Source organism: Vallicoccus soli (genome assembly GCF_003594885.1).
In the GTDB taxonomy this organism is placed as follows: domain Bacteria; phylum Actinomycetota; class Actinomycetes; order Motilibacterales; family Motilibacteraceae; genus Vallicoccus; species Vallicoccus soli.
The window spans coordinates 155,112-179,018 of sequence record NZ_QZEZ01000006.1; the positions used below are offsets into that span (position 1 = coordinate 155,112).

At 77.7% G+C, this 23,907-nt stretch carries 26 protein-coding genes; 15 read left to right on the forward strand and 11 right to left on the reverse strand.

From position 1 onward, the window contains the following. Positions 1-53 precede the first annotated feature (53 nt). On the forward strand, positions 54-623 hold the full coding sequence (locus D5H78_RS13485) for a VldE C-terminal domain-containing protein (RefSeq protein WP_119951002.1): 570 nt from the start codon (positions 54-56) through the stop codon (positions 621-623). A 9-nt stretch (positions 624-632) separates the two neighbouring features. Here D5H78_RS13485 and D5H78_RS13490 read toward each other — a convergent pair whose 3' ends face one another. The 3 genes from D5H78_RS13490 to D5H78_RS13500 form a co-directional block, all read right to left on the reverse strand. Further along, entirely contained in the window at positions 633-821 is a 189-nt protein-coding gene (locus D5H78_RS13490; RefSeq protein WP_119951003.1) for a hypothetical protein, read from the reverse strand. A gap of 109 nt (positions 822-930) precedes the next feature. Beyond that, positions 931-1,797, reverse strand: a complete 867-nt coding sequence (locus tag D5H78_RS13495) for a GGDEF domain-containing protein (protein WP_218566596.1) — start codon at positions 1,795-1,797, stop codon at positions 931-933. Positions 1,798-1,847: 50 nt separating this feature from the next. Continuing rightward, the gene (locus D5H78_RS13500; RefSeq protein ID WP_119951004.1) at positions 1,848-2,708 is read right to left on the reverse strand and encodes a PadR family transcriptional regulator; all 861 of its coding nucleotides are present in this window, start codon (positions 2,706-2,708) and stop codon (positions 1,848-1,850) included. Positions 2,709-2,980: 272 nt separating this feature from the next. On the opposite strand from D5H78_RS13500, the gene D5H78_RS13505 reads away from it, so the two are divergent. Then, positions 2,981-3,400, forward strand: a complete 420-nt coding sequence (locus tag D5H78_RS13505; protein WP_119951005.1) for an NUDIX domain-containing protein — start codon at positions 2,981-2,983, stop codon at positions 3,398-3,400. 17 nt (positions 3,401-3,417) lie between these two features. On the opposite strand, the gene D5H78_RS13510 is transcribed toward D5H78_RS13505, so the two are convergent. The 3 genes from D5H78_RS13510 to D5H78_RS13520 all read right to left on the reverse strand — a co-directional run bounded on the left by D5H78_RS13510 (position 3,418) and on the right by D5H78_RS13520 (position 5,639). Further along, positions 3,418-3,957: a dihydrofolate reductase family protein gene (locus tag D5H78_RS13510; RefSeq protein ID WP_119951006.1), complete on the reverse strand. Its 540-nt coding sequence runs from the start codon at positions 3,955-3,957 to the stop codon at positions 3,418-3,420. Positions 3,958-4,018: 61 nt separating this feature from the next. After that, a complete protein-coding gene (locus tag D5H78_RS13515; protein ID WP_119951007.1) occupies positions 4,019-5,167 on the reverse strand; it encodes a glycerophosphodiester phosphodiesterase family protein in 1,149 nt (382 codons plus the stop codon). Between the two features lie 79 nt (positions 5,168-5,246). Next, complete coding sequence (locus tag D5H78_RS13520) at positions 5,247-5,639, reverse strand: MerR family transcriptional regulator (protein WP_119951008.1); 393 nt, start codon at positions 5,637-5,639, stop codon at positions 5,247-5,249. A 62-nt stretch (positions 5,640-5,701) separates the two neighbouring features. On the opposite strand from D5H78_RS13520, the gene D5H78_RS13525 reads away from it, so the two are divergent. Continuing rightward, the gene (locus tag D5H78_RS13525) at positions 5,702-6,391 is read left to right on the forward strand and encodes an SDR family oxidoreductase (RefSeq protein WP_119951009.1); all 690 of its coding nucleotides are present in this window, start codon (positions 5,702-5,704) and stop codon (positions 6,389-6,391) included. A 48-nt stretch (positions 6,392-6,439) separates the two neighbouring features. Here D5H78_RS13525 and D5H78_RS13530 read toward each other — a convergent pair whose 3' ends face one another. Beyond that, positions 6,440-7,519 carry an SDR family oxidoreductase gene (locus D5H78_RS13530; protein WP_218566598.1) on the reverse strand — a complete coding sequence of 360 codons (1,080 nt, stop codon included), beginning with the start codon at positions 7,517-7,519 and terminating at the stop codon, positions 6,440-6,442. Next, positions 7,516-8,136 (reverse strand): TIGR03086 family metal-binding protein, encoded by a 621-nt coding sequence (locus D5H78_RS13535; RefSeq protein WP_119951010.1) that lies wholly within the window; start codon positions 8,134-8,136, stop codon positions 7,516-7,518. Before D5H78_RS13535 ends, D5H78_RS13530 begins: the two co-directional genes overlap by 4 nt. An 88-nt stretch (positions 8,137-8,224) precedes the next feature. Here D5H78_RS13535 and D5H78_RS13540 point away from each other — a divergent pair, with 88 nt between their 5' ends. Genes D5H78_RS13540 through D5H78_RS13560 form a run of 5 tightly spaced genes read left to right on the forward strand, consistent with a single transcriptional unit; the run spans position 8,225 to position 13,945 of the window. Further along, the gene (locus D5H78_RS13540) at positions 8,225-9,250 is read left to right on the forward strand and encodes a glutathione S-transferase family protein (protein ID WP_119951011.1); all 1,026 of its coding nucleotides are present in this window, start codon (positions 8,225-8,227) and stop codon (positions 9,248-9,250) included. Positions 9,251-9,262: 12 nt separating this feature from the next. Then, positions 9,263-9,649, forward strand: a complete 387-nt coding sequence (locus tag D5H78_RS13545; RefSeq protein WP_119951012.1) for a DUF6394 family protein — start codon at positions 9,263-9,265, stop codon at positions 9,647-9,649. A gap of 15 nt (positions 9,650-9,664) precedes the next feature. Continuing rightward, positions 9,665-11,359, forward strand: coding sequence for a potassium channel family protein (locus D5H78_RS13550; RefSeq protein WP_119951013.1), 1,695 nt, complete (start codon positions 9,665-9,667; stop codon positions 11,357-11,359). A gap of 58 nt (positions 11,360-11,417) precedes the next feature. After that, positions 11,418-12,890, forward strand: a complete 1,473-nt coding sequence (locus D5H78_RS13555) for an LLM class flavin-dependent oxidoreductase (protein WP_119951014.1) — start codon at positions 11,418-11,420, stop codon at positions 12,888-12,890. Between the two features lie 5 nt (positions 12,891-12,895). After that, entirely contained in the window at positions 12,896-13,945 is a 1,050-nt protein-coding gene (locus D5H78_RS13560; protein WP_119951015.1) for a winged helix DNA-binding domain-containing protein, read from the forward strand. 79 nt (positions 13,946-14,024) lie between these two features. Here the strand turns inward: D5H78_RS13560 and D5H78_RS13565 are convergent, their stop codons facing one another. From D5H78_RS13565 to D5H78_RS13575, 3 genes are all read right to left on the reverse strand, one after another. Then, positions 14,025-15,452, reverse strand: coding sequence for a dihydrolipoyl dehydrogenase family protein (locus D5H78_RS13565; RefSeq protein WP_165865735.1), 1,428 nt, complete (start codon positions 15,450-15,452; stop codon positions 14,025-14,027). A gap of 111 nt (positions 15,453-15,563) precedes the next feature. Then, the gene (locus D5H78_RS13570) at positions 15,564-16,607 is read right to left on the reverse strand and encodes a zinc-dependent alcohol dehydrogenase family protein (protein WP_119951017.1); all 1,044 of its coding nucleotides are present in this window, start codon (positions 16,605-16,607) and stop codon (positions 15,564-15,566) included. A 37-nt stretch (positions 16,608-16,644) separates the two neighbouring features. Further along, a complete protein-coding gene (locus tag D5H78_RS13575; protein ID WP_218566599.1) occupies positions 16,645-17,121 on the reverse strand; it encodes a MarR family winged helix-turn-helix transcriptional regulator in 477 nt (158 codons plus the stop codon). A 40-nt stretch (positions 17,122-17,161) separates the two neighbouring features. Here D5H78_RS13575 and D5H78_RS13580 point away from each other — a divergent pair, with 40 nt between their 5' ends. The 7 genes from D5H78_RS13580 to mptB all read left to right on the forward strand — a co-directional run bounded on the left by D5H78_RS13580 (position 17,162) and on the right by mptB (position 23,424). Continuing rightward, positions 17,162-17,488: a rhodanese-like domain-containing protein gene (locus D5H78_RS13580; protein WP_119951141.1), complete on the forward strand. Its 327-nt coding sequence runs from the start codon at positions 17,162-17,164 to the stop codon at positions 17,486-17,488. 87 nt (positions 17,489-17,575) lie between these two features. Continuing rightward, a complete protein-coding gene (locus tag D5H78_RS13585) occupies positions 17,576-18,778 on the forward strand; it encodes an ATP-binding protein (RefSeq protein WP_119951018.1) in 1,203 nt (400 codons plus the stop codon). 88 nt (positions 18,779-18,866) lie between these two features. Beyond that, complete coding sequence (locus tag D5H78_RS13590) at positions 18,867-19,307, forward strand: phosphomannose isomerase type II C-terminal cupin domain (RefSeq protein ID WP_119951019.1); 441 nt, start codon at positions 18,867-18,869, stop codon at positions 19,305-19,307. Between the two features lie 94 nt (positions 19,308-19,401). Then, a complete protein-coding gene (locus D5H78_RS13595) occupies positions 19,402-19,845 on the forward strand; it encodes an ATP-binding protein (protein WP_119951020.1) in 444 nt (147 codons plus the stop codon). Positions 19,846-19,942: 97 nt separating this feature from the next. Next, positions 19,943-20,911: a DUF5926 family protein gene (locus D5H78_RS13600; protein WP_119951021.1), complete on the forward strand. Its 969-nt coding sequence runs from the start codon at positions 19,943-19,945 to the stop codon at positions 20,909-20,911. A 217-nt stretch (positions 20,912-21,128) separates the two neighbouring features. After that, positions 21,129-21,848, forward strand: a complete 720-nt coding sequence (locus D5H78_RS13605) for a glycosyltransferase family 2 protein (protein WP_218566600.1) — start codon at positions 21,129-21,131, stop codon at positions 21,846-21,848. A 52-nt stretch (positions 21,849-21,900) separates the two neighbouring features. Continuing rightward, positions 21,901-23,424, forward strand: coding sequence for a polyprenol phosphomannose-dependent alpha 1,6 mannosyltransferase MptB (mptB, locus tag D5H78_RS13610; RefSeq protein WP_119951023.1), 1,524 nt, complete (start codon positions 21,901-21,903; stop codon positions 23,422-23,424). Positions 23,425-23,907 lie beyond the last annotated feature (483 nt).

Consider the following 23,907-nt stretch of genomic DNA (forward strand, 5'->3'; position numbering starts at 1 on the left):
CCCGCGCCCGAGCGCCGACGCGCTCGGGCGCGGGGTCGGGCAGCATGGACGGGGTGAGGACGGGCGGGTGGGCGGCGGCGGCCGCGCTGGTGGCCGCGGCGCTCGTCGGCGGCGCGGTCGCCTCGCCGGGCCTCGACGGGCTGCGCCCCGCGCCCGAGCCCTACCCGGCGGACCTGCCCGCGGCGGCGGCGGCGTACGCGGGCCCGGCGACCGGCTGCGACCTGCCCGACCCGACCGGCACCGGCGGGTGCGTCACCGGGGCGACGGCCTGGATGCTCGAGCAGGTCGGGGCCGCCTTCGGCGACCTGCCCACCACCTGCTGGGACGAGCACGCGTGGAACCCCTCGAGCGACCACCCGCGCGGCAGGGCGTGCGACACGACCATCGGCCGGCTCGGGGAACGGCCGGGGCCGCGCGGGGTCGAGCGGGGCTGGCGCCTGGCGCGGTGGCTCGTGGCCAACGCCGAGGCCCTGCAGGTCCGGTACGTCATCTGGCAGGGCCGGATCTGGTCGCAGCGACGCGGCGACGACGGGTGGCGGCCCTACGACGGCGGCGGGGTGTACGACCCCGGGGACCCGACCGGCGGGCACTTCGACCACGTGCACGTCTCGCTCACCGCCTGAGCGGCAGCCTCACCGCGCCGGCCCCCCGGGCTCCTCCTCCGGCGCCGCGGGGAGCGAGGACGGCGGGCGCACCGCGTAGCCCCGCCGGCGGCGCAGCGCGGCGGCCCGCGCGCGGTCGTCGAGCAGCTCGCGCCGGCGGCGGGCCCGCTGGGCCGCCTCGGCGCGCTCGGTCGCGTCCCGTCGTGCCTCCGCGGCCACCGACCCCCTCCGGGCGCGGCGCGGACCCGCTGCCCGCGCCTGCTGCCCTCGATGCTCCCCCGGACGCGGGACGAACCACCACCCACCCGGCGTACGCCACCCGGTCGGGTCAGCGGCGGCGCTGCTTGACCTCGTACATGCGCCGGTCGGCCTCCTCGAGCAGGGCGTCCACCGGCACCTCCTCGGTCGCGACCGCGACGCCGACCGAGACGCCCACCCGCACGGTCCTGCCGTCCACCCGGTGCTCGCCGTCGACCGCGCGCTCGACGCGGCGCACGAGCACGTCGGGCGGCAGCCCGCCCGCCGGTCCCTCGCAGAGCACCACGAACTCGTCGCCGCCGAGGCGGGCGACGGTGTCCTCGGGCCGGACGACCGCCCGCAGCCGCTGGGCGACCGAGGCGAGGAGGCGGTCGCCCACGGCGTGCCCGTGCTCGTCGTTGACGCGCTTGAACCCGTCGAGGTCGCACCACAGCAGCAGCACCTCGCCGGGGTGCCGGGCGCGGCGGGCCAGCGCGTGCTGGAGCCGGTCGCGCAGCAGCCGGCGGTTGGGCAGGCCGGTGAGCGGGTCGTGCAGCGCCTGCTCCCGGAGCAGGCGCTGCGCCTCGCGCAGGTCCGTCGTCTCGCGGTACAGGCAGACGACGAGGCCGTCGACGGCGCGCGCGTGCACGGTGAAGGAGCGCCCGACGAGCGACGGGTCGCTGGCGTCGGGGAACTCCACGTCGGTCGTCATCGCCCCGCCCTCGGCGAGCAGCCGGCAGAAGCGGGGGAAGAGGGTGGCGTCGGGGCCGTACACGTCCAGCAGCCCGCGCCCGGCGAGGGGCTGCCCCGCCGTCGCGTCCGCCCGCGCGTTGACGACGAGGTGGCGCAGGTCGACCACCGCCCCCGCGGCGTCGAGCACCGGCTCGAGCACCACGACGCCGAGGGCCTCGTGCTGCAGCAGCGCCACCGCCAGCGCGTGCTCGACGCCCGGCTCCACCGGCCCACCACCTCGTCCCGTGCCGCCCGCGCGCGGCGAGGGACCAGAACCTAGCGCCCCGGAGGGCCGTCCGGGGCGCTGTCGTCGCCCTCGGCCCTGCCGCCGCTCGCGCCGCCGGGGCCGCCGGGACCCCCGGCACCGCCGGGACCGCCGGGACCGTCGGCCAGGAGCAGGTAGAGCGCGCGCCGCGCCTCGGCGAGCACCTGCAGCGCGGCCTGCGACTGCGCGCGGTCGCCGCGCACGAGGACCTGGCGCACCGCCCCGTGCAGCTCGTGCAACGCGCCGCGCAGGTCCGGCCCGGTCTCCTCGCCCGCGAGCTCGGCGAAGGGGTCGCCCCAGCCCGCGCGCTGCTCCTCGACGTGCGCACGGCCCGCCTGCGTCAGCGCCACGAGCTTGCGCCCGCCGTCGGCGGTCACCGTCACCAGGCCCTCGTCCTCGAGCTGCGCGATCGTCGGGTAGACGGCACCGGGGCTGGGCCGCCAGGCGCCCCCGGTGCGCTCGGCCATCGCCTGCATGACCTGGTAGCCGTGCATCGGCTGCTCGGCGAGCAGCAGCAGCATGGCGATGCGCACGTCGCCGCGCTGCGCGCGCCCCCGCCCGGGGCGCCCGCGGTGCCGCCCGCGCGGTCCCGGCCCGCCGGGACCCCCCGGCCCGTCGGGACCCCCCGGACCGCCGGGCCCCCCGGGGCCACCACCGGGTCCCGGCGGGCCGGACGGCCCGCCCGCCCAGGCACCGCCGCCCGCCCAGGGGCCGCCGCCCGCCCAGGACCCCCAGGGCCCGCCGTGGCGGCCGTGCCCCCCGCGCCCGTGCTCGTCGTGCGGCCCGTCGTCGTGGTGCCGGCGGCGCCACGGGCCGTACGCGCGCTGCGCCCGGCCCTCCCCGCCCCACCACCGCTGGTCGTCGCTCCTCATCGGAGCCTCCTCTCGCGAGTCGTTGATGCACTCACGATATATCGTGACGGTGACGTCGACAAGAGGTCGAGATGAGCACGGGGCCGGGAACGCCGACGGCCACCCGCGCGGCAGGGCGCGGGTGGCCGTGGTGGGTCGGTCCGCCAGTCGCCTCTCGGCGAGTGGCCGCTCGTGGCGGCTGGTGGTGAGGCCCGGGGACATGGATCGGACCGACCGCCCCGTACAAGCACCCCGGGGCCCCGGTTGTTCCCCGCGGCTGCTGGGATCGTCCGGTGCAGCAGGTCGTCGTCGGGCTCCTCGTCGAGGACGGCCGCGTGCTCCTGGCCCTGCGCAGCCGCGCCCGGCGGGCCCACCCCGGGCGGTGGGCCCTGCCGGGCGGCCACGTCGAGCCCGGCGAGGCGCCGGGCGCCGCGCTGGTCCGCGAGCTGCACGAGGAGCTCGGGATCACCGTCCTCGCCCACGACCCGGAGCCCCTGCACGTGCTCGCGCCCGGTCTCGACGCGGGCGGGGCCACGGCGCTGTCCGTGCACCGCGTGCGGCGGTGGCGCGGCGAGCCGGCGAACCTGCTGCCGGGGGAGCACGACGCCCTGCGCTGGTGCGGGTCCGCCGCCCTGGAGCGCCTCGCCCTGGCCCACCCGGAGCACCGCGCGCTCCTCCTCGCCGCCGCCGGCCACGGCGCGGCCGCGGGCTGAGGCGCGGCGGCGGGGGCTCAGCCCTGCGCCGGCCGGTACACGAGGTGCAGCACGCCGGTCGGCAGCGCCGTGGACGACACGAGCTCGAGCGGCGCGCGCTCGACGCCGTCGGTCCAGCGGCGCTCGCCGCTCACCACCACCGGGTCGACGAGCAGCTCCAGCTCGTCGAGGAGCCCCGCCCCGAGCAGCGAGGCGACGGTGCGCAGGCTCCCCGACATGCCGATCGTGCCCTCGGTGCGCTCCTTGAGCGCCCGCACGTCGTCGAGGCTGCGCAGGATCGTCGTGCCCTCCCAGTCAGCCCGCTCCAGCGTGGTCGACAGGACGTACTTGGTGGCGGGGTTGATGAAGGCGCCGAACTCCTCGGGGTCGGTGTTCGACGGCCAGTACTGCGACCACTGGTCGTAGAGCCCGCGGCCCATGAGGTACGCCTCGCAGCGCGCCGTGTGCGCGTCGACGACCTTCCCCATGGCCTCGTCGAAGTACGGGAAGTGCCACTGGTCGGGCCGCTCGGCGGACCCGTCGAGGGTGGTGAAGAGGCTGGCGGCGATGCGTCCCACGGTCGGTGCTCCCTGCGGTGTCGGTCGGTACGGCGGGGCAGACCGCCGACCGTACGGGGACTCATCGCCCGCGCGGGTCAGGCGCGCGGCCCCCGCGGGGGGTCGTACGCCCGCGGCAGGCGCAGCCCCGCGTCGACGAGCACTCGCGCAGCACGTCGGGGCGGTCGGTGATGATCCCGTCCACCCCGAGGCGCAGCAGGCGGCGCATGGTCGGGGCGTCGTCGATGGTCCAGGGGACCACCCGCATGCCCTCGCGGTGGGCGGCGTCGACGAGCTCGCGGGTCGTGAAGGGGACGTACCCGGGCGTCCGGACGCCGCCGCCCTGGGGGTCGCCGTGCACCGGCGAGACGGCGTCGGCGCCGAGGTGCGCGGCCGCGGCGACGTACGCCTGCTGCAGGGAGCGGCGCCCCGAGAGGGTGAAGTCGTCGATGTCGAGCCCGCCGAGCCAGGGGCTCGCGCCCTCCACCCCGGCCTGGAGGAACTGCTGGCCGTTCGTGAGCGCCACGAGCGGCAGGCGCGGCGCGACCTGGCGCATGCGGCGCAGCGCGCCCCAGTCGAACGACTGGACCGTCACCTGGTCGGCGATGCGCGCGCGACGGACCTCGGCGGCGACGACCTGCACGAACCGCTCGCGCGGCGCGGTCTCCTCCGGCGCCCCCGCCTCGACCTTCGTCTCGACGTTGAGCGTCACGCCGCGCGCCCGGTAGCGGTCGACGAGGTCGAAGACCTCGCGCAGCAGCGGCATCCGCGCGCCCGGGGCGAGCCGCTGCCCGGGGAAGGCCGCGAGCCGGAGCGAGCCGCAGTCGAGGGTGCGGACCTGGGCCAGGGTGAGGGTGGTGACGTACTTGCCGACGTACGGGAACTCGGGGTCGCCGGGGACGGCGGGCGCGGTGTCGCGGCACTTCGCCGCGGAGACCTGCCGGTCGTGCGTGACGACGGCCTGCCCGTCCTCGGTGATCTGCACGTCGAGCTCGAGGGTGCTGACGCCGAGCTCCAGGGCGTTCGCGAACGCCGGCAGCGTCGACTCGACGACCAGCCCGAGCCCGCCGCGGTGGGCCTGCAGGTCGAACGAGCGGCTCGGGTGGTCCGGCCGGGCGGCGGCCGGCGTGGCCGCGGCGAGCGGGGCGGCTGCCGCCAGCGCGGTGGCGACGGCCACGGCGCGGAGCCGGCGGGCGGGGCGGGGGGTCAGCGGAGTGCGCACGCGAGGCATCGCAGCGTGCACGGGTGTCGGGCGGGTGGACCGGGACGGACCGGGTCGTGTCGGGCGCGCGTCGGTCGTCCGGCAGCGCTCAGCCGGCCTCCGCGCAACCGCTGCGGCCCGGGGGCCCCGCCTGGCCCGGGCGGTGGGCCTGCCCCAGCCGGATGACGTGGTCGAGCTTGTCGCGCGTCGCCGTCAGCTGCTCGAGCTGGGCCTGCACGCGCTCGCGCTCGGCGAGCAGCCGCTCGTGCATCTCGTCGGTGAGCACGCCGTGCTCCAGGCAGGGCAGGATCCGCAGGACGGCCCCGCTGCCGAGGCCGGCGGCGTACAGGTCCTGGATGAACCTGACCCGCTCCACCGCTCCTGGCGGGTAGTCCCGCTGGCCGCCGGGGGTGCGTGCGGGGACCAGCAGGCCCTGCTCCTCGTAGTAGCGCAGCGCCCGCACGCTGACCCCCGCCCGTGCGGCGACCTCCCCGATGCGCACCTGTCCTCCGCCCGCTCCTGGACTTGCACCTGACGTCGACGTGAGGTCTTAGCGTACGCGGCATGACCACCGCACTCGTCACGGGCGCCGGCCGCGGCCTCGGCCGCCACTTCGCCGCCGAGCTCCTCGCCAGGGGGGCGACGGTGTACGCCGGCGCCCGCGACCCCGGGACCCTCGACCTGCCCGGGGCCCGCCCGGTCGCCCTCGACATCACCGACCCCGACGCCGTCGCCGCGGCCGCCGCCCTGGCCGGCGACGTCGACCTGCTCGTCAACAACGCCGGGATCTCGACCGGCGCGCAGCTGCTCGGCGACCTTGAGGGCGTGCGCGCCGAGATGGACGTCAACCTCTGGGGGACGCTGTCGATGGTCCGCGCGTTCGCGCCCGTGCTCGCGGCCAACGGCGGCGGGACCGTCGTCAACGTCGCGTCCGCGCTGTCCTGGTTCTCCGCGCCGGGGGCGGGGGCGTACGCGGTCTCGAAGGCCGCGAACTGGAACATGAGCAACGCGCTGCGCCTGGAGCTCGCGGCGCAGGGCACGCAGGTCACCTCCGTCCACCTCGGCCTGGCCGACACCGACATGGCCAGGGGCGTCCAGGGGCCGAAGACCGACCCGGCTGTGGTCGTGCGCAGGACGCTGGACGCCGTGGAGGCCGGCGAGCTCGAGGTCGTCGTCGACGCGTGGAGCGCCATGGTCAAGGCGTCGCTGGCCGGGGACCCCCGCGCCTTCTACGCCCGCTTCCTGCCGGCCTGACGGCCGCGGGGGCCGGCGGGCGGCACGGGCACCGCCGGCCCCGGCGCGTCAGGCGCGCGCCCCTCGCGGCGGCAGCACCCGCTCCGCCCGCAGCCGCTCCAGCAGCTCGACGTAGCGGTCCTCGCTGTCCAGGCACTCGCCGAACCCGGCCTGCCGCAGCTTGACCGTCGAGCTGACGTTGTCGAAGCCCGAGGACCAGATGAAGTCCGCGAACGGCCACTGCACCAGGTCGTCCCACGGCGTGGGGCGCAGCCCGTACCGGTCGACGAGCCGGCGCCACACCGGCTCCTTGTCCGCCATCGCGTCGACCAGCGGCGTGCGCAGCGGGTGGCCGACGTCGACGCCGAACGCGTCCGCGAGGCGCGGCCACAGGTTCTCCCACCGGTACTGGTCGCCGTTGGTCACGTTGAACACCTCCCCGTCGGCGGCGGGGCTCTCCCCGGCCCACACCGTCGCCCGCCCGAGCAGCTCCGCGTCGGTGGACTGGTAGAGCGCGCCGTACGCCTCGCGGGTGCCGGGGAACGCGAGCGGCGTCCCGGTGGCCGCGCAGACGGTCCCGTAGGCCGCGACCGCCATGAGCAGGTTCATCGGGTTGCCGGTCGCGTAGCCGATCACCGCCTCCGGGCGCAGCATCGTCACCGCGAAGCCGTCGCGCTCCCCGCGCCCGCGCAGCACGTCCTCCTGCGCGTAGTAGAAGTTCGGCGCGAGCAGCCGCGGGTCGGACTCCTTCGCCGGCGTCCTGAACGCCCCGAGGTGGGCGCCGTACGCCTTGCCGCCCTGGTAGAGCGTCACGTGCTGCAGCCGCCCGTGCCGCTGCGCCAGGTCCAGCGCGCCCTCGAGCAGCGCCACGTTCGGCGCGACGAGGGCGGCGGGCGGGCCGGCCTCGACGTACGCCGCGAAGACGAGGTGCGTCACGTCGTCGACGCCGTCGAGCGCGCCGGGGGAGGACAGGTCGACCGCGCGGTGCTCCACCCCCTCGGGCAGGTCGGACGGGCGCCGGCGGCTCACGCCCACGACGCGGTGCCCGCGCCGGGCGTGCTCGATCGCCGCGTGGCGGCCGATGACGCCGCCGACCCCCGCCACCAGCACGGTGCCGGCGGTACGGGACGAGGTGCTGGGGTCGGTCACACGGGTCGCGGTACCCGCTCAGGGGCCGTCCACCACGGGTCGCGCCCGGCGAGCCCGAGCGCGCGGTGGAGCGCCGGGGCGCCCCGCGGGACGGGGACGACCGGCCCGAAGAGGCCTTCGGGCGCGGGCTCGTCGTCCGGCCGCGAGGCGGTGAGGAAGGCGAGGACCGTCGCGGTGCTCGCCGGGTCGCACCGGAACGGCTGGCCGGTCGCGCGGGCGAGGTCCCAGCCGTGGAGCACGAGCTCGTCGAGGGCGACGAGCAGCATGACGTCGGCCGGCAGGGTCACCCCGCCGGCCGTCGCCTCGCCCTCGAGCGCCCCGGGGGCGCTCCAGGCCCTGGCCAGCTCGTCGAGCGCGGCGGGCAGCCGGTCGCGCCACCGCGGGTCGAGCCGCTCGGCGGTGGAGCCGCCCGGCGCGGCCTCGCCGCCGTCGGGCAGCGGCTCCCCGCGCGCGCAGGCGGTGAACGCCAGGGACAGGCCGAGCAGGTGGTCGAGCAGGGCCGCGACCGGGTAGCGGTCGCACGGGGTCGGGCCGGCGAGGTGCTCCGCGCGCACCCCGGGGAGCAGGCGGGCGACCTCGCGCGCGGCGGGGCCGAGGTCGGGCGTGGCGTCGCTCATGGCCGTACGACCCCGCGGCCCGGCGGTTCTCATCGGGCGGCCGGGCGCGGCCCGGTTGGCCCCGCCGCGGCGGGGGAACGGCACCGGCATGGCAGACGAGGGCGGGAAGTACGTCAACCCGGGCGGGGAGTTCTCCCGGGACCAGAACTACATCACCACGCGGATCACCCGCGACGGCCGCGACGGCTACCCCGTGGAGCCGGGCCGGTACCGCCTCGTCGTCAGCCGGGCCTGCCCGTGGGCGAACCGCTCGAGCATCGTCCGCCGCCTCCTCGGCCTGGAGGACGCGATCTCGCTGGGGATCTGCGGCCCGACGCACGACGCCCGCAGCTGGACGTTCGACCTCGACCCGGGCGGGCGCGACCCCGTGCTCGGGTACGAGCGCCTCCAGGAGGCGTTCTTCGCGCGCTTCCCGGACTACCCGCGCGGCATCACCGTGCCGGCGCTCGTCGACGTGCCGACCGGCGCGGTCGTCACCAACGACTTCCCGCAGATGACGATCGACCTGTCGCTGGAGTGGGCCGAGCACCACCGCGAGGGAGCGCCCCTGCTCTACCCCGAGCACCTGCGCGAGGAGATCGACGAGGTCAACCGGCACGTGTTCCGCGACGTCAACAACGGCGTCTACCGCTGCGGGTTCGCCGGGACGCAGCAGGCGTACGAGAAGGCGTACGACCGGCTCTTCCACCGCATGGACTGGCTGAGCGAGCGGCTGGCCGGTCAGCGGTACCTCGTCGGCGACACCATCACCGAGGCCGACGTCCGGCTCTTCACGACGCTCGTGCGGTGGGACCCCGTCTACCACGGGCACTTCAAGTGCAACCGGCAGAAGCTGACCGAGATGCCGGTGCTGTGGGCCTACGCGCGGGACCTCTTCCAAACGCCCGGCTTCGGCGACACGATCGACTTCGACCACATCAAGCGGCACTACTACGAGGTCCACCGCGACATCAACCCGACGGGCGTCGTGCCCAAGGGCCCGGAGCTCGACGGCTGGCTGACCCCGCACGGGCGCGAGGAGCTGGGAGGGCGCCCGTTCGGCGACGGCACGCCGCCGCCCCCGCCGCGCCCGGCGGAGGTCGTCCCGCCGGAGCACACGCCGCTGGCCGCGTAGCGGGGCCGCGCGGTGGACCTGGAGAAGGTGGTCTTCGGCTTCTTCGTGCTGCTGGCCGCCACCCTGAACTTCGGCTTCTTCATCGGCCCGCTGGACGACCCGTCCGTCCACAACGTGTACGAGCTGTTCGCGGCCGTCGTCGTGAACCTCGTCGCGACCGTGCTCAAGTTCGGCGACCGCACGCAGATCGGCGCGGTGCACCTGGCCACCAGCCTCGTCGCCGACCTGCAGCTCATCGCCGCCGCGGCGGTGTGGGGGTACGCGACGCAGGTGTCGTCGGAGGGCGTGACGCCCGAGGCGATGGCGAGCATCGTCTCGCTCTCCGGCGGCGCCCTGCTCGCCAACCTCGTCTCGGTCGTGCTGCTCGTGGTCGAGACCGTGTCGTTCCACCGCCGCTGAGCCGCGCCGGCCGCCATGTCGAACCCGACGGTCTTCCTCGTCCTGCGGAGGATGCGCACGCCGCTCATCGTGCTCATCGTCATCTTCGCGGTGAGCGTGCTCGGGCTGACGCTCATCCCCGGAGTGGACGCGGAGGGGCAGCCGCGACGCATGGGCTTCTTCGAGGCCTTCTACTTCATGAGCTACACGGCGACGACGATCGGCTTCGGCGAGCTGCCGTACCCGTTCACCGGGGCCCAGCGCCTCTGGGTCGTCGTGACGATCTACCTGACCGTCATCGGGTGGGCGTACGCCATCGGCAAGCTCCTGTCGCTGCTGCAGGACCGCGCTTTCCGCGAGGCGCTGGCGCTGCGCCGCTTCCGCCGCGGCGTGGCCCGGATGCGCGAGCCGTTCCTGCTCGTGGCCGGCTACGGCCGTACCGGCGAGCTGCTGGGCCGGGGCCTGGACGACCTGGGACGCCGCTTCGTCGTCGTCGACATCGCGCCGGAGCGCGTCGAGACGCTGGACCTCGGCTCGTACCGCGCGGACGTGCCCGGCCTCGTGGGGGACGCCCGCGACCCCGGGCGCCTCGTGGCCGCCGGCCTCGGCCACCCGTGCTGCGAGGGGGTGCTCGCGCTCACGAACGACGACGAGGCGAACCTCGCGGTGACGATGTCGGCGGCGCTGCTGCGCCCCGACCTGCCGGTCGTCGCGCGCGCCACGACGCCCGCGATCGAGGACCGCATGCACGCCTTCGGCACGCCGACGGTCGTCAACGCCTTCGACCGCTTCGGCGACAAGCTCCGCCTGGCGGTACGGGCGCCGTCGACGTACCGGCTGGTCTCGTGGCTCGAGTCGGGCCCGGGCGCCGAGCTCCCGCCGCTCGTGGCCGCGCCGCAAGACGGGCCGTGGGTCGTCTGCGGGTCCGGCCGCTTCGGGTACGAGGCCACGCTCGACCTGCTCGCCGAGGGGCTGCCCGTCACCGTGGTCGACCTCGACCCCGAGCGCGTCCCGCCGCCGGGCGCCACCGCCGTCGTCGGTGACGCGTCGGACCCCGAGGTGATGGAGCGCGCCGGTGTCGAGGAGGCCGCGGGCTTCGTCGCGGCCACCGACAACGACACGACCAACCTCTCGCTCGTCGCCGCGGCGGTCCGGCTGAACGCCGACCTCTACGTCGCCGCGCGCGAGAACGAGGCGGCCAACGCGCCGCTGTTCGCGGCCATGCGGGTCGACGCCGTCCTCGTGCCGTCGGAGGTCGTGGCGCACGACGTGTACGCCCAGCTCAGCACCCCGCTGCTGTGGCGCCTCCTGCAGGAGGTGCCGCGCCGCGACGACGCCTGGGCGGCCGCCCTGGTCGAGCGCCTCGCGGAGCGCTGCGGCGCGACGCTGCAGGAGCTGTGGAAGGTGCGGCTGCGCCCGGAGGAGGCGCCGGCGGTCGTGCCGCTGCTCGCCGACGGGCCCGTGCCCCTCGGGGACCTGCTGCGCGACCCGGACGACCGGGAGCGCCGCCTCGACGTCGTGCCGCTGCTGCAGCTGCACGAGGGCGGGGTCGTCGTCGAGCCGGGCGACGACCGGCCCGTCGCCGCCGGGGACGAGCTGCTCCTCGCCGCCCGGGCCCCGGCCCGCCGCGGCCTGGAGACGACCCTCGCCGTCGAGGCGGCGGCGCTGCACGTCCTGCAGGGCCGGCGGGTGCCCGCGGGCTGGGTCTGGCGCCAGCTCTCCCGCCGCTGACCCGCTCCCCGGCGCGGTGCCGCAGGATGGTGCCGGACCGCCGTACGAGGAGGAGACGATGGACCTCGGGCACGACCTGCGCTTCGGCGCGTTCCTGCCGCCGGTGGCGGAGCAGGCGGACGCCGTGCTGGCCCTGTCCGGGCTCGTGGAGGACCTGGGGCTCGACGTGCTCGCGTTCCAGGACCACCCGTACCAGCCGGGCTTCCTCGACACGTGGACCCTGCTCTCGTTCCTCGCCGCCCGGACGCACCGCGTGACGCTCGCCCCGGTGGTGGCCAACGTCCCGCTCCGCCCGCCGGCGGTGCTCGCGCGCTCGGCCGCGTCGCTCGACGTGCTGAGCCACGGCCGGGTCGAGCTCGGGCTCGGCGCGGGCTACTTCCTCGACGCGATGGCGTCCATGGGCGCGCCGCGGCGGAGCGCCCTGGAGAACGTCGAGGCGCTCGACGAGGCCATCCGGGTCGTCCGCTCGCTGTGGGAGCCCGGCCCGCCGGTGACCTTCGAGGGGCGGCACTACCGGCTCGACGGCGCCCGCCCCGGGCCCGTCGCGCCGCACCGCATCGGGATCTGGGTGGGCTCGTACAAGCGCCGCATGCTCGAGCTCACCGGCCGCCTCGCCGACGGCTGGGTGCCCTCGTCCGCGTACGCCTCGCCGGACGAGCTGGTCGGCATGACCCGGCGGCTCGACGCGGCCGCCGTCGACGCGGGGCGCGACCCGGCGGACGTGCGGCGCATCTACGTCGTGCAGGGGAGCTTCGGCCGGGGGAGCGGCTTCCTCAAGGGGCCGCCGCGGGCCTGGGCCGAGCAGCTCGCCGGGCTGGCGCTGGAGCTGGGGACGAGCACCTTCGTCGTGGGGCCGGGGCAGGACACCGCGGGCGACCTGCAGCGGTTCGCCGAGGAGGTCGCCCCCGCGGTGCGCGAGATCGTCGCCGCCGAGCGCGGCCGGGAGGAGGCGCCGCCCGCCGCGCAGGAGGGTGCCAGCGACGCCGTCGCCGTCACCGCGGCGCACGAGGCGCAGCGCATGGTGGAGGAGGAGGAGCCGGTCAGCGCCGTCGGGCGCGCCGGGCAGCAGACCCTCGTCGCCGTGCACGCCCACCTGCGCCAGGAGCTCGCGCAGCTGCGGGACGTCGTGCGGCAGGTCGCGGAGGGCCGGCGCAGCGCGGCCTCCGCGCGCTCGCACCTCAACCAGCTGAGCATGCGCCAGAACTACTGGACCCTCGGCTCGTTCTGCGCCGCGTACTGCCGGGCGGTCAGCGTCCACCACGCCATCGAGGACGCCCGCATGTTCCCGGACGTCCTCGCCGCCGACGCCTCGCTCCAGCCGGTCGTGGACAAGCTCAGCGCGGACCACGAGGCCATCGCGGGCGTGCTCGTCGACGTCGACGACGCGCTCGTCGCGATGATCCGCGACGAGGACCGGCTCGACGCGGCGTCCGCAGCCGTCGAGCGGCTCGCCGACGTGCTGCTCACGCACCTGGACTACGAGGAGGAGCAGCTGCTCGGGCCGATCGGGCGGCTGTCGATCCAGGTGTGAGCCCCGTGGAGACCGCTCTCCTGCGCCTCGTGGCGCAGCGCCTCGCCGGCCTGCGCGAGGCCACGCCGGTCGACGCCGTCCGCCGGCTCGCGGCCGCGCAGGGGCAGGACCCGCCGGGGGCCCTGCTGTCGGTCGCGCTGCGGTGCGGGGCGCGGACGCTGGAGCCGGTGCGGGAAGCGCTTGCTCGACGTGAGGTCGTGACGACGTGGCCGATGCGCGGGACCATGCACGTCGTCGCCGCGGAGGACGTCGGGTGGCTGCTGCAGCTCGGCGCGGCGCGCGTCGAGGCGGCGTCGGGCCCCCGCCGGGCGGAGCTGGGGCTCGGCGACGACGACCTGCGGCGTGCGCGGGAGGTGGCCGAGGAGGCGCTCACCGGCACCGCCCTGCCGCGCACCGCGCTGTTCGCCGCGTGGGAGGCCGGCGGGGTCGCCACGGGCGGCCAGCGCGGCTACCACCTCGTACGCCACCTCGCCCACACCGGCGTGCTCTGCCTCGGACCGCCGCTGGAGCGGGGGCAGGCCCTCGTGCTGGTCGAGGAGCACCTCGGCCCCCTCGAGCGGCTGCCCCGCGACGAGGCGGTCGACCGGCTGGTGCTGCGCTACTTCCTGGGCCACGGCCCGGCGACGGTCGCGGACCTGGTCCGCTGGGCGGGCGTACCCGCGGGGGAGGTGCGGGCGGGCCTCGCCCGCGTGGGCGACCGGCTGCTGCGCGTGCGGGACGGCCGCCGCGAGCTCTGGCTCGACCCCGCCGTGCCCGACCTGCTGGCCGCCCACCGCCGCGACGCCGGCCGGGTGGTCCTGCTGCCCGGCTTCGACGAGCTCGTCCTCGGCTACGCCGACCGCACCGCCACCGTGCCCGCAGAGCACGCCGGGCGCATCGTCCCCGGCGGCAACGGCGTCTTCCGCCCCACCGTCGTCCACCGCGGCGTCGCCCTCGGCACCTGGCGCGCGGGTGGCGGTGGCGGCGTCGACGTCGACGTCGAGCCCTTCGACCCGCCGCTCCCGCCCGCCGTCGTGCGCGGGGTGGCGCGGGCCGCCGCCGCCCTCCCGCGGTGACCGCGCGGGGAAGGCGCACGGGTGCTCCACGGGGCAGCGACGCCACGCGGAGCACCCGCGGGCGTGCCTCGCGCGGTCATCACGGAGCCGCCGGCCGCGCCACCACCCCGCCGTGCGGCGCGACGAACGCGGCGGCGGCGACCCGCAGGGCGACGCCGTACGTGGGGTAGGCGGCCGTCGTCAGGGCGAGTCGGGCGACGGTGGTGCGCGCGGCCACGGCGAGGGCGCCCGCGGCGACGAGCTCGCCCGCGCCCGGGCAGACCGCGGTCATGCCGACGACGCGGGCCGCCGCCGCGACGCCGAGCGGGCCGGGGGCGGCGACGAGGGTCAGGAAGCCCTCGGTGCGCCCGGCGCAGCGCGCGCGGTCGACGGCGGACATCGGCACGGTCACCACGCGGGCCTGCGCGCCCCAGCGGGCGTGCGCCTGCGCCTCGGTGAGGCCGACGTGCGCCACCTCCGGGTCGGTGAACGTCACCCACGGCACGCGGTCCTGGCGCCAGCGCCCGGGCAGGGCGGCGCGGGACGGCCGCCGGGTCAGGGAGAGCAACAGCCCCCCGGCCGCGGCGCGGGCCTGGTCGTCGGCGACGTGGGTGTACGCGAGCGGCGAGGCGCAGTCGCCCACCGCCCACACGTGCGGGTTGGTGCGCGAGCGCAGGCGGTCGTCGACGAGCACCCGCCCGTCCGGGCCGACGGCCACGCCCGCCGCGTCCAGCCCGAGCCCCGCCGTCTCGGGCGAGCGCCCGGTGCACACGAGCAGGTGCGTGCCGGCGACCCGCGCCCCGTCGTCGAGGTGCAGGACCGGGCCCGGGTCGACGCCGACGACGCGGGCGCCGAGCCGCAGGTCGACGCCGTCGTCGCGGAGCACCGCCGCGACGACCTCGCCCGCGGCGGGCTCGTCGCGGGGCAGCAGGCGCGGGCCGGACTGGACCAGCGTCACGCGTACCCCCAGCGCCGCGAACGCCTGCGCCAGCTCGCACCCGACCGGCCCCCCGCCGAGCACGAGCAGGTGCCCGGGCGCCTCGGCGAGGTCCCAGACGGTCTCGCTCGTCAGGTGTGGCACGCCGCCGACGACGTCCGGGACCCGGGGGCGCGCACCGGTGGCGACGACGTACCGCCGCCCGCGCAGCACCCGCCCGCCCACCTCGACCTGACCGGGCCCGGTGAAGCGGCCGCGGCCGGTCACCAGGTCGACGCCCTGGCGCGCGAGGACCTCCGGCGACTCGTCCTCGTAGACCTCCTCGCGCACGCGCCGGGCGTGGGCGAGCGCCGCGGGCAGGTCGGCCCGCACGTCCGCCTCCACCCCGCGCGGCCCGGCCCGGCGGGCCCGCCGCGCGGCCCGCGCGGTCTCCAGCAGCGTCTTGCTCGGCACGCAGCCGGTCCAGGTGCAGTCCCCGCCGGGGCGCTCCGGCTCGACCAGGGCGACCGTGCGGCCCGCGGCCGCCACCGCCCGCGCCGCGCCGAGGCCGCCGGTGCCCGCGCCGAGCACCACCACGTCGTACGACTCCACCGTCACCCTCCGTCGGTCGCCGTGCGAGGCGTACGGGTGCCTGACCAGGCCTGCACGCCTCGTGGGGCACCCGTACGGGTGCCCCACGTGGTCATCGACAGGACCCTCGCGTCACGGGCGCAGCAGCACCTTCACCGCCCGGCGCTCGTCCATCGCGGCGTAGCCGTCGGCCACGCGGTCCAGGGGCAGCTCGAGGTCGAAGACGGGGCCGGGGTCGAGCTGGCCGGCGAGGACGTCCTCGAGGAGCTCGGGGAGGTAGCGGCGGACGGGGGCGACGCCGCCGCGCAGGCCGACGTTGGCGCCGAACATAGCCCGCAGCGGCGCCTCGCCGTAGGGGACGCCGACGTAGCCGACGGTCGCGCCGGGGCGGGCGCTGCGCACGGCCTGCTCCATCGACTGCGACGTGCCGACGCACTCCAGCACCGCGTCGGCGCCGACGCCGCCGGTGAGCTCGAGGACGCGCTCCACGCCCTCGTCGCCGCGCTCCGCGACGACGTCGGTGGCGCCGAAGCGGCGCCCGAGGTCCTGGCGGGGGGCGTGCCGGCTCATGAGGACGACCCGCTCCGCGCCGAGCCGGGAGGAGGCGAGCACGCCGCAGAGCCCGACGGCGCCGTCGCCCACGACCACGACGGTGGAGCCCTCGCGGACCCCCGCGGCCAGGGCGGCGTGGTGCCCGGTACCCATGACGTCGGACAGGGCCAGCAGGGCGGGGACGAGCGCCGGGTCGGGCGGCTCGGGCGTGGGGACGAGGGTGCCGTCGGCCTGCGGCACGCGCACCCGCTCGCCCTGCCCGCCGTCCACGAGGAGGCCCTCCCGGTCGGGCGAGCCCCAGCCGCCGCCGTGCAGGCAGGAGGTCTGGAAGCCGGCGCGGCAGTGCACGCACGTGCCGTCGCTCCAGACGAACGGCGCCACGACGAAGTCGCCGGGGGCCACCGAGCCCACGTCGGCGCCGACCTCCTCCACGACGCCCACGAACTCGTGGCCGATGCGGATGCCGGGGGGCCGCTCGGCGACGCCGCGGTAGGGCCACAGGTCGGAGCCGCAGATGCAGGAGGCCACGACCCGCACCACGGCGTCGGTCGGGGCCTGCACGGCGGGGTCGGGGACGTCGGCCAGGGACACCTGGCGGGGCGCGTCGAGGAGGGTCGCTCGCATGGGCCCGATGCTGCCCCGCCCCCGGGCGGGCCAGTCGTCAGCGCATGAGGTCGTTGAACCGCCCGAGCAGCCGGGCGAAGGCCTCGAGGTCCTCCTCGGACCAGGGGGCCAGCAGCGTGGTGAGCCGCTCGTGCCGCGCGGCGCGCACGGCGGCGAGGCGCCGCGCCCCGTCCGGCGTGAGCGCGATGACCGACGCCCGCGCGTCCTCGGGGTCCGTCGTGCGGGCGACGAGGCCGACCCGCTCGAGCATGGCGACCTGCCGGCTGACCGTGGGCTTGCCCACCCCGTAGTACGTGGCGAGGTCGGTCACCCGGGAGCCCCCGGTGTCGCTGATCCGCACGAGCAGGCCGTAGACCGACGGCTCGAGGTCGGGGTGCATCTCGCGGGCCGTCTCCGCGTTGACCCGGCGCAGCAGCCGCACGAAGCTCACGAGCTGCTGCTCGACGTCGGCGATCCGCGGGCTGGGGACGTCGGTCCCGGCGGGCCCCGCTGCCCCCTGCTCGGTGCTGCTCACGCCGCGGAGGCTAGCCGGTGCGAGGATCGGGCGCGTGGCGATGACCCGTGTCCCGGCCGTGCGGCCCGAGCAGGTGCCCGACGGCGTCCCCGTCCTCGACGTCCGCGAGGACGACGAGTGGGCCGCCGGCCACGTGGAGGGCGCGCTGCACGTGCCGCTCGCCGAGCTGCCGGCCCGGCTGGCGGAGGTCCCCGGCGACCGCGACGTCCTCGTCGTGTGCCGCAGCGGCGGGCGCTCCGCGCAGGCGGTCGCGTGGCTCAACGCGCAGGGGCTCTCGACGGTGAACCTGTCCGGCGGCATGCACGCCTGGGAGGCGGCGGGCCGGCCGATGGTCGCCGAGGGGGACCACGAGCCGTACGTCGGCTGACCCGCCGCCCGAGCCGCCCGCGCGACACGTCGAGCGGGCTCTACGCGCCTCTCGGGCCAGGGCTAGACGGGCCCATAGGCTCCGATCGTGGACCCCGTCCGGAACCCGTACGCCCCCGGCGCCGGTCAGCGCCCGCCCGAGCTGGCCGGCCGCGACCGCGAGCTCGCGCAGTTCGACGTCGTGCTCGAGCGGGTCGCCCGCGGCCGCCCCGAGCGCAGCCTCGTCCTGACCGGCCTGCGCGGCGTCGGCAAGACCGTCCTGCTCAACGCCCTGCGCTCGCAGGCGATCCAGCGGCTGTGGGGCACCGGCAAGGTCGAGGCCCGCCCCGACCAGTCGCTGCGCCGGCCCGTGGCCAGCGCCCTGCACATGGCCGTGCGCGAGGTGGCCCCGCGCCACCGCGACCCGGAGCGGGTCGACGCGTTCCTCGGGGTGCTCAAGGCCTTCGCGCTGCGCGACCCCGCCCCGCCCAAGGGCGCGGCGAGGAGCTGGCAGCCGGGCATCGACGTCCCCGCGGCCCGCGGGCGCGCCGACTCGGGGGACATCGAGATCGACCTCGTCGAGCTGCTGTCCGACGCCGCCGCGGTCGCCCGCGACGTCGGGGTCGGCATCGCGCTCTTCGTCGACGAGATGCAGGACGTGCCCCCGGACGACGTGTCGGCCCTGTGCGCGGCGTGCCACGAGCTGTCCCAGACCGGGGCGCCGCTCATCGTGGTCGGCGCGGGCCTGCCGCACCTGCCCGCGGTGCTCTCGGCGAGCAAGTCGTACAGCGAGCGGCTGTTCCGCTACCTCCGCATCGACCGGCTCGACCGGCAGGCCGCCGACCTCGCGCTCGTGCTGCCGGCGAAGGAGGAGGGGGTCGAGTTCGACCAGGGCGCCCTCGACGAGCTCTACGCCGCGACCGACGGCTACCCCTACTTCGTGCAGGCGTACGGCAAGGCCGCCTGGGACCTCGCTCCGGTCTCGCCGGTCACCGCGCAGGACGTGCGGGTGGCCGCGCCCGAGGCCGAGGAGGAGCTGGCGGTGGGGTTCTTCGGCAGCCGGTACGAGCGCGCCACCCCGGCCGAGCGGGAGTACATGCGGGCCATGGCCGACCTCGCGGTCGAGCGGCACGCCGGGGCGGACGGCCCGGTGCCGACGTCCGCCGTGGCCGAGGCGCTCGGGCGCAAGCCGTCGAGCCTGAGCCCGGCGCGCGACGCGCTGCTGAAGAAAGGCCTGGTCTACAGCGGCGAGCGCGGGTCCATCGCCTTCACCGTGCCCCACTTCGGCCGCTACCTGCGGGCGCACGGGTGAGCCGATCGGGCCGTCTGGCGCTCTCTAGCGGACGCGCTAGAGAGCGGTATCGGCGCCGAGGGGGGACCGGCGACCTAGGGTGCGGGGCATGGAGCGGGCGACGCGGGTGGAGGAGGCGGGCGTGAGCAGCGAGGTGGTGGCGCGCGCGGTGAGCGGGCCGTGCCGGGAGGACCCGAGCGGCGAGGCCGTCGTCGACCACCGGCCCTGGGGCAGCTTCGAGCGGCTCTGCCACGGCGAGGAGGTCACCGTGAAGATCATCGCGGTCGACCCCGGGCACCGGCTGAGCCTGCAGCGCCACCGGCTGCGCGACGAGTACTGGACCGTGCTCGACGTCCCGCTCCTCGTGGAGGTCGACGGAGCCCTGACCCGCTGCGAGCCCGGGGACAAGGTGTGGATCCCGCGGGGCAGCACCCACCGGGTCTCCAACCCCGGCGAGGTCCGCGGCCGGTTCCTCGAGATCGCGTACGGCACCTTCGACGAGGACGACATCGAGCGGCTGGCCGACGACTACGCCCGGGACGTGCACTAGCGCACACCCGCCGTCCCGTCCAGCCCCGGGTCGTTTCCGGAGGGTGACCGCGGGGCACTCCCTGTCCGGTGGCGGTCGAGGGGAAGAGGCGTACGTGCGCACAGCGTCCGAGGGGGTCGTCCTGACGTCCACGGTCCTCGTCCCGTTCACCGCGTCGAGCGTCGGCGCGGCCCGGCGCGAGCTGTCCAGCGAGCTGCGGGCGCGCCACGTGCCCGAGCACGTGGTCGACGACGCCGTCCTCGTCCTGAGCGAGATCCTCAGCAACGCGCTCAAGCACGCGCGGCCGCTGCCCTCCGGCCGGCTGCGGGTGCGCTGGACGACGACGCCGCGCTCGGTCCAGGTCGCCGTGACCGACGGCGGCGCCCCGACCCGCCCGCACGCCGGCACGAGCACGATGTCGGCGACCGGCGGGCGCGGGCTGGGCATCGTGGACGACCTGGCGAGCGACTGGGGCGTGCTCGACGAGGCCGGGACCATCACCGTCTGGGCGGTCGTGGACGACCAGCAGCAGCAGGGCGGCGGCGCCGCGCGGCGCTAGGATCGCCAGCCGGTCCGCCCGGTGGGCGTGCGCGACCCCCGCGGCGCCGGGGCGGGCCGTGCCCGCACCCGCCACCCCTCCCGAGGAGCCCCCCCGCATGGGCAAGAAGGCCGCACGCCGCGCCGCCGTGACCGCCCCCGTCCTCGCCCCGGACGAGGAGGTCCCCGTCGTCGGCGGGCGCGAGCCGTGCCCCTGCGGCTCCGGGCGCCGCTACAAGGCGTGCCACGGCCGCGGGGCGGGCCGTGCGGCGGACGCCCTGGTGCGCCGCCCCTTCGAGGGCGTCCCCTCCGAGTGCGACTGGGTGGCCCTGCGCGAGGTGGTCCCGGCGGCGACCTCGCCGCTGGCGCTGGCCCCGGAGCACGCGGTGGAGGGCGTCGAGGTCCGCCTGGCCACCGTCCTGCCGATGGCGTGGCCGGCGCTGCGCCGCGAGAGCGGCGAGGTGCTCGTCGGGCTGCAGACCCAGGCGGGCTCCGGCGACGTCAGCCGCGACGTCGCCCACGCGCTGCTCCGCGCCCTCGCCGCCGAGCCGGGCACGCCCGTCCCGCCGGCCGGCCTGCCCGGGCCGGGGCCGCGCCTGCAGGACGTCCTCGACCCGTCGGCGCCGCTGCGGGTCACCGTGCACGAGGGCTTCGACTTCTGGGTCGAGGGCGCCGACGGCGGGCCCGAGGTCGCGGCCAGCCTGGAGCGGGCCAACGCCGCGGTCGTCCCGACCGAGCGGCTGACGAGCGTCGAGGCGGCGTACTGGTGCCGGCTGCGCGACCGCGCCCACCTGCGCTGGGTGCTGCCCCACCCGGAGGAGGCCCTGCTCGACGCGCTCGCCCGGCTGCACGCCGCCGGTGCCTCCGGGCTCGGCGGGGGCACCCGCTTCGTCGGCTCCTTCCGCGCCCACGGCCTGCTGGTGCCGGTCTGGGACCTGCCGCTGGACTCCTCGGCCGAGGCGCTCGAGGAGCCGGCCGAGGCCTGGGGCCGCCGGCTCGACGAGGCCCTGGCGAGCAGCGCGCCGCTGACCGAGGCCGAGCGCGGGGCCCGCGCGGGGCTGCTGAACCGCCAGCTTACGCTGCGCTGAGGCCCGCTGCGGGCAGGCCGTTGCACGGTCAAGTTCCGGTCAAGGAGCCGGTGGGGCGCCACCGAACGCACCTCCGCTGCCGTAGGTTCCTGCTCACGGCCCGGTCGCTGCTGCATCCCCCGTCGGTAGCGGCCGGGCCCTCCAACGCCCCGCACCCGCACCGTCCCGGCGCGCCGCGCGGGCCGGGCCCCCGGGGCCAGCACCTACCCTGGGCCGCGTGCAGAGCGTCGCCGTCGTCATCCCCGCCAAGGACGAGGCGCAGCGCATCGCCGCGACCGTCCGTGCCGCCGGGGAGCTCCCCGGGGTGGACCTCGTCGTCGTCGTCGACGACGGCTCGAGCGACCGCACCGGCGAGCTCGCCGCCGCCGCCGGCGCCACCGTGGTGCGCCACCCCGTCCCGCACGGCAAGGCCGGGGCCATGGAGACCGGGGGCGAGCTCGTCCGGGTCCTCGAGGCCCGCGACGGCGCGACCGCGCCCCGCGCCCTGCTCTTCCTCGACGCCGACCTCGAGGCGTCGGCCGCGGCCGCCGGCCCGCTCGTGCCGCCGGTGCTCGCCGGCGCCGCCGACATGACCATCGCCGTGCTCCCGCCCCAGCGCCGCGCCGGCGGCGGGCACGGCCTCGTGGTCCGGCTCGCCCGCGACGGCATCCGCGCCGCGACCGGGTGGGAGGCGACCCAGCCGCTGTCCGGCCAGCGCTGCCTGACCCGCGAGGCGTTCGAGGCGGCGCTGCCCCTCGCCCCGGGGTTCGGCGTCGAGACCGGGCTCACCGTCGACCTGCTGCGCCGCGGCCTGCGGGTGCGCGAGGTGGAGGTCGACCTGCACCACCGCGTCACGGGCACCGACCTGCGCGCCCAGCTGCACCGCGCCCGGCAGTGGCGCGACGTCGCGCGGGCCCTCGCCGCGCGCCGCGTGGTCCCGCGCCGTGCCCGCGGCTGAGCCGCCCGCGGCCCCGCCGCCCGGGGCCCCGCCGCCCGGGGACCCGCCGCCGGTGGCCCCGCCCCCCGGGGACCCGCACGGGGGCGGGAGGCGCCGCACGGGCGGCGGCGCGGCGCTCGCGCTCGTCGGCCTGTCCGTCCTGCTCACCGCGGCCGTCGGCCTCCTCGGCCCGTCCGTCGCGGTGCCCGACCCGGGGCCGGGCGCGTTCCCGCTGCACCTGGCGGCGGACCCGCACCCCTGGCTCGTCACCGCCCTGCACGCCGGTGCCGTCGGCACCGGTGCCGCCGGGCTCGCGCTCGCCCTGCGCGCGCTGCGCCGCGGCTGGCGGCCCGACCCGCGGCGCCTGCTCGCCGCCGGCGCCCTCGCCGCGGCGGCGCTGGCCCTGCTCCCGCCGCTCGGCTCCGCCGACCACCTGAGCTACGCCGCCTACGGGCGGATCGCGGCGCAGGGCGGCGACCCGTACGCCGACCCGCCCGACGCCTGGCGCGGGGGCACCGACCCGGTGGCGTCGGCGGTGGAGGAGCCGTGGCGCGCGACGACCTCGGTGTACGGCCCCGTGGCCACCGCCGAGCAGGCGCTGGCCTCCGCGCTCGGCGGCGCGGGCCTCGGCGCCACGGTGACGTGGCTGGCGCTGCTCAACGCCGCGGCGGTGGTCGGTGCCGGCGTGGTCCTGCTCCGCACGGCGCGCCGCGACCCGGTCCGCCGCGCCCGCGCCGTGCTGCTGTGGGCGCTGAACCCGCTCGTGCTGCTGCTCGTCGTCGCCGGCGCGCACGTGGACGGGCTGGCGGTGGCGCTCGGGGTGGCCGGCCTCGCGGCCCTGCGCCGCTCGCCGCTGCTCGCCGGGGCGCTGCTCGGGGCGGCGGCCGGCACCAAGGCCTCGACCCTCCTGCTCGCGCTCGCCGCGGCCTGGGCGGTGCGGGCGGCCCCGCGCGACCTCGCCCGGCTCGCGGCCGGCGGCGCGCTCGTCCTGCTGCCCGCGTACGCCCTCGCCGGCCCGCACGCGCTCGACCAGCTGCGCGCGGCGTCGCGGTACGTCTCCCTCGGCAGCCCCTGGCACCTGCTCGAGGGCACCCTCGACGGCGCCCTGGGCAGCGAGCTGTCCCGCCCCCTCATCGGCCTCGGCGCCTGGGCGCTGACCGCGCTCGTCGCCCTCGCGCTGGCCCGGCTGGTCCCCGCCCCGCCGGCGGCGGACCGGGTGCAGTCCGCCGCGCGCGCCGGCGCGCTGCTCTGCGGGGCCTGGGTGCTGTGCGCCCCCTACAGCCTGCCCTGGTACGACGCCGCCCTCTGGGCGCCGCTCGCCCTGCTGCCGGCCAGCGCGCTCGACCTGGTCGCGCTGCTGCGCACCACCGGGGCGGCCCTCGCGTACGTGCCCGGGCGCAGCGTCCCGGGCGACGCCGTCCACGACGCGGTGCTCGCCTGGCGCTCCGTCGTCACCCCCTGGCTGGGGCTGGCCCTGCTGCTGCTGGTGCTCCACCTGGCGCTGCGCCGCCCGGGCCGCCCGGGCCGCCCGGGCCGCCCGGCCCTCCCGGGCCGCCAGTCGGGCGAGCGCCCGCGTCCGCCTGCACGAGCGCGCTGACGCACGCGGCGAGCACGAGCGGCAGGGCCACGACGAGCCCGGCCGCGGGCACCGCGACGCCGGAGTCGTTGACCAGCGCGCCGACCACGAGCGCGGTCGTCGCGCCGACGACCGCGGGCCGCAGCCCGGGGGCGCGCTCGTACGCCAGCTCCAGGGCCGCGGCCCGCCACTTCACCGGCCGCATGAGGACGAGCACGAGGAACGCCGCGCCCAGCGGGACGAGGCTCGAGAGCCACGGGTTGACGCGCAGGATGGAGATGTTCGCGTCGACCTTGCGCACCACCACCTGCCAGGCCTCGCCGTCGAGGACCTGCTGGACGAACCGGCCGAGGTGCGTCGGGGTGGGCCGGGTCCAGTCGACGACGGCGAGGACGGCCACGGTCACGGCGCCGAGCAGCAGGACGGCGACGAGCCGGCGCAGCGTGACCCGGATCCCCGCCAGCGTCATGGCGAGCAGCGCGAAGCCCGGGACGATCGCGATGA